5 protein-coding genes are annotated in these 4227 nt (G+C 56.3%); 1 reads left to right on the top strand and 4 read right to left on the bottom strand.

The genetic code is table 11. The features are described from left to right. Positions 1-628 precede the first annotated feature (628 nt). The 3 genes from ACIREA_RS27710 to ACIREA_RS27700 form a co-directional block, all read right to left on the bottom strand. Positions 629-1033, bottom strand: coding sequence for a WYL domain-containing protein (locus ACIREA_RS27710; RefSeq protein ID WP_397385562.1), 405 nt, complete (start codon positions 1031-1033; stop codon positions 629-631). Positions 1034-1052: 19 nt separating this feature from the next. Then, entirely contained in the window at positions 1053-1391 is a 339-nt protein-coding gene (locus ACIREA_RS27705; protein WP_397385561.1) for a hypothetical protein, read from the bottom strand. A gap of 82 nt (positions 1392-1473) precedes the next feature. After that, a complete protein-coding gene (locus ACIREA_RS27700; protein ID WP_397385560.1) occupies positions 1474-2082 on the bottom strand; it encodes a hypothetical protein in 609 nt (202 codons plus the stop codon). A gap of 160 nt (positions 2083-2242) precedes the next feature. Here ACIREA_RS27700 and ACIREA_RS27695 point away from each other — a divergent pair, with 160 nt between their 5' ends. Beyond that, positions 2243-3298: a helix-turn-helix transcriptional regulator gene (locus ACIREA_RS27695; protein WP_397385559.1), complete on the top strand. Its 1056-nt coding sequence runs from the start codon at positions 2243-2245 to the stop codon at positions 3296-3298. Between the two features lie 17 nt (positions 3299-3315). On the opposite strand, the gene ACIREA_RS27690 is transcribed toward ACIREA_RS27695, so the two are convergent. Then, on the bottom strand, positions 3316-4227 hold a 912-nt coding region (locus ACIREA_RS27690; RefSeq protein WP_397385558.1), incomplete at its 5' end, for a hypothetical protein.

Below are 4227 nucleotides of genomic sequence, written 5' to 3'. Positions count from 1 at the left end.
GCCAGCGTACGGGTTTCCCAAGGCAAGACGCCATGAATGGAAGCCTTCGGGGAGATTCATGCGGCGAAAGTGCCGCCAATGAGAACACTGTCAAGAAAGTGTTGTTCATAAGATCAGATAGGGGTTGAAGGGGGGGTATTATATGGAATGGTCTTCGTGTTCCGGTAGAGCGGCTCCGTTGAAGCATAAGCTCAGACGGGGGTGCAGCTTTGGTTACCCTCAATCCGCTCTGCCGGGGCCTTCCTACCCTTCCTATGCCATGAGATTGATTCTTGACATTCCTGCCGACATCGCAGCCGATTGGGGAGTTTCCGAACAAGCGATGGGCGCTCGGGTGAAAGCCGACTTGGCGGTGCAGTACTAAGAGGAGAGGGGGCCTCGCTGGGGCGTGCCTGTGAGATGTCGGGACTACGAGGCGGATGACCTTGCAGCAGATCTGGCCTGGGCCGAGGCTCAGTGAGCCTGCTGCTGCAACGAAGCCACTGAAATCAGAGGTGGGCATGTGCGTGAAATCTCTAAAGAGGTTGGGTTATTCTGATCTTGGGTTCCTAATCATATTCGCACAATCAAAAACTCGTTTTCTTGAGCTCCGTTCCGTTCATCGCAGTTTTCACAAGAGAATTGGCGACTACAGCGTGATTTGATCCAGACGTAGAGTGCGGTGGGCTTTGCGGTGATGGCACCAGCCGTTCACGTAAAGGGGATCGGACTGCCCGACACGGAACACCAGTGCCGGTGAGAAAAGCCGTGGCTCTCCTGGCATGGTGCCACCCTGATAGCTCAACCGCAGACTTTGTGATCGTTCGGCGGCGTGAATCAAAAGCGCTGCTGTGGGGTCAGGACTTTCCCAGATGGGATGGCGTGACAGGCCACGCCAGTGCCTAAGCCAAGTTGGAACTTCGCTGTCCGCTGCGTTCAGCAAGGTGACTGGATCAGGAATTGCAAGGACCGGTGCAGTGCTGACGGCTGATGATGCGGTGGCAGAAGCAGTCAACGCATTCAGCATGCGAACGAAAAAGGAGCGGCGTCTCATGATCAGTCGAATGGATCGTTCAAACTGCAATAACGCGGATGCGTTCGGGCGTGGCTTCGAGGATTTGCAGGCGGACTCCCGCAGGCAGATGCGCTTGAAGGGTGTGTGGCCAAGGCACGGTGACAAATTGCCCACGCTGAAGGCTAATCAGCGGCTCACATGCACGAGCGTGCTGTAGGTAGGTAATGACCGGACGAGGCGTGTTGGCACTGACCGCATTCTGGCGATGGCAGGTGCGACTGGCGATACCTGCCGCCGCAAACACGAGACCCAGTGCTATCGCGCCGGCGAGCGAAGCGGCAAGGCAGCTGAGCACGCATAAGACGAAAAAACCTGTGAGGGGTGAGGTATTCATCATTTGCTCATGGATGAGGACAAACCGTGCATCGTTTGTGGCATGGCCTTGAAAGGGACGTGGAACGGCTCATTTCTGCTGGAAATCATTTGGATTCCTCCTCCCGCAGAATGGCATCCAGGGTCATGGCCCCGTCCGTTTCGGCAGCTGCATCCATGTGGCCACTGGCCTTGAGGCGAGAAGCACGGACTTTGCGAGCGAGGGCACTGCCGGTGGATTTGATGCCTTTGGCACTGAAGGTGACATTGGCTGCGACGGCACATTCGATGTTCATAACAGTGGCACTGGCAATGGCATCCTGATTCGCAGCAAGGAAGAGGAACTCCCAGCCTTTTGTCTCGCGGTAAAGGTGAATGAGATCGCCGATGTGCTTGGCGCTGTATTCCCGTGAGGCATTCTCCATGCCATCCGTGAAGATGGCGAGAATGACCTTGGCAGGCTGATGCGAGGCTGGAAGCTTTTGGAAACGAGTGTCAAGGTCCCGGATCGTGCGGCCGATGGCATCGAGTAAGGCCGTGCTGCCACGCGGAACGTAGGTGGCTGCGGTGAGCTGAGGAACGTCCTGCAGGCGAAGCGCCAGCATGGGCACCTCGTAACGATCATCAAACTGCACAAGTGTCAGACGGGCCTCTCCCGGCACGTCGATCTGCGATTGAACAAAGTCATTGAAAGCAGCGACGGCGGGTTCCTGCATGGGCTGCATGGAGCCGCTACGGTCCAGGATATAGGCAATTTCGGTTAGGCTATTTGATGCGAGTGGAATGGGGTCGGTTTTCATCGTTGCCGCAAAATGTCACAGGGGGTGGGACATTGGTGGGGTGACAGATGAACTTTCTGCATTAATCTTCGTTAAGATGCCTAAAGTATCCACCCCGCGAACATCACGAGCCAAGGTTCCTGCTTCGTCCCCATCTCTGCGTTCCGGTGCCAGCCGTCCAGCGATGTGGCGGGTGCTGGAGATCCACAAAATCATCCGCACCGGCAAATATCCCAACTGCTCTTCTCTGGCAAAGGAGATTGAGGTGACGACCAAGACCATCCAGCGGGATGTGACCTTCATGCGCGAACAGCTCGGGCTGCCGCTGGAGTATGACCCGCTCAAGCACGGCTACTACTACACTCGGGAGGTGCATGAGTTCCCGATGCTGCATCTGTCCCGCAATGACCTCGTGGCTTTGTTCCTGGCACGACATGCGCTGGAGCCGCTGCGGGGCACCCGCTTGGAACGCATGCTGACGGAGAGCTTCAGTAAAATTGCGAATGCCTGTCCGGGTGAGATTTCCATCGAATGGCATGAACTGGACGAAGCCTTTTCAGTGAAGGCCTCTGGGGTGCTGCCGGCGGATGTGACGCTATTTGGTGATTTGCTCGATGCAGTGCGGGCGTGCAGGGAGGTGAGTTTTGATTATCACAAACTCACCGGCAGTAAGCCGGAGCAGCGCACTGTTCATCCCTATCATGTGGGGCAGATCGAGCACGGCTGGTATTTGCTGGCCCATGACCCTGTACGGAAGGCTGTGCGAACCTTTGCACTTCAGCGCATAACGAACCTGAGCCTGCTGAAGGCGAAATTTGAGCGCAATCCCCAGTTTAATGCACGAGATCATCTGGGAGGCGGCTTCGGCGTGTGGAGCTATGCGGGTGAGGAGAAGCGCACACACGAGGTGCACATCCGCTTTGAAGGCTACGCTGCCCGTGTGGTGGCAGAGCGCCTGTGGCACTCCACCCAAGCGATCCGAAAGCTGAAACCGGACGGCAGCGTGATCGAGTTTCAAGCGGACCTGTCCGGCCTGGAGGAAATCACCCGCTGGGTGCTGAGCTGGGGCAGCAAAGCAAGGGTGCTGGGGCCACCGGAACTCAAGAGCCGGGTGCGAGAAGAGCTGGCAGGGATGATGAAGAGCAGCGGATGAACCATATTCATCTGGAGCTAAGGTTTGAGTTCGTCATCGCTGAGCACAGATATGGGCATCTCGACGCTTGCTGCTCGTTGTGCCTTGCCTCGCTCGATGAACTTACAGAGAATGTGCTGCCAAGTCTCGCCATTCACCCAAGCGTTGATGGTGGAACGCCATTCAGGAGGAGCATTTTGTCCAAAGGCAAGCGTTTCCATGTTGATGCCGAGCCAAAAAAAGCGCCCGTCCACCTCTTTGACCAGCGGGATCATTCTTGGGATTTGGTGGTTGTTTGCTGGAACCGGCTCCATGTGCCAGATGCGGCGGATGTTGCGAGTGACGATGTGGTCACGGCGTCGACGACCGTCGGCGGTAATCCGCTCCAGCCAAAAGCATTCTTTGGTAACAGGCCCATGATTGTGGTCGGGCGGGGCAAGGCAATCGAGACAAGCATACACGCGGCTGCCGTCTGGCAATTGAAGCGGTGTTTGTCCGTGCGAATCAAAGTGATCCAGCACGTTCGATCCATCAGGGTTCGGTTGGCATAGCCAGAGCTGACGCATCGACGTGCCGAAGTCCGGCTTGTGTCGCCGGATGCGGAACATGACTCGCGGAAGGTTCGGATTATTGCGCAACAGATGAAGTAGAGCGTCATAGTGGCCACCAGCGACAATGTCTGAAATCAATGTCGGCGTCAGGGTGGTGGGCAGGCCAAGGGCTTCATACTTTTTGAGAAGTGGCAACTTCTCATCCGCCAACACGCAATTCAGAAATGTCGTGGTCACGCCACCTTGCGCATTACCTTTGTAAAACAAGGGAACCTGCCAGGGTTCAGCCAGCGGAACAAGCGGGGCAATCGTTTGCATCACCCAATCAAGATCATGCTGCCGGTAGGTGATTAGAGGATGACCGCCCGGAATGAATTGCCCCTTCTTTATGAAATCCTC

This window comes from Prosthecobacter sp. (genome assembly GCF_044373815.1).
In the GTDB taxonomy this organism is placed as follows: domain Bacteria; phylum Verrucomicrobiota; class Verrucomicrobiia; order Verrucomicrobiales; family Verrucomicrobiaceae; genus Prosthecobacter.
This window is presented reverse-complemented; position numbering and strand designations above follow the sequence as displayed.

Coding starts and splice junctions, on each gene's coding strand:
- ACIREA_RS27710 (WP_397385562.1), bottom strand. CDS start 1,033: ATGAGACGCCGCTCCTTTTTCGTTCGCATGCTGAATGCGTTGACTGCT.
- ACIREA_RS27705 (WP_397385561.1), bottom strand. CDS start 1,391: ATGATGAATACCTCACCCCTCACAGGTTTTTTCGTCTTATGCGTGCTC.
- ACIREA_RS27700 (WP_397385560.1), bottom strand. CDS start 2,082: ATGCAGGAACCCGCCGTCGCTGCTTTCAATGACTTTGTTCAATCGCAG.
- ACIREA_RS27695 (WP_397385559.1), top strand. CDS start 2,243: ATGCCTAAAGTATCCACCCCGCGAACATCACGAGCCAAGGTTCCTGCT.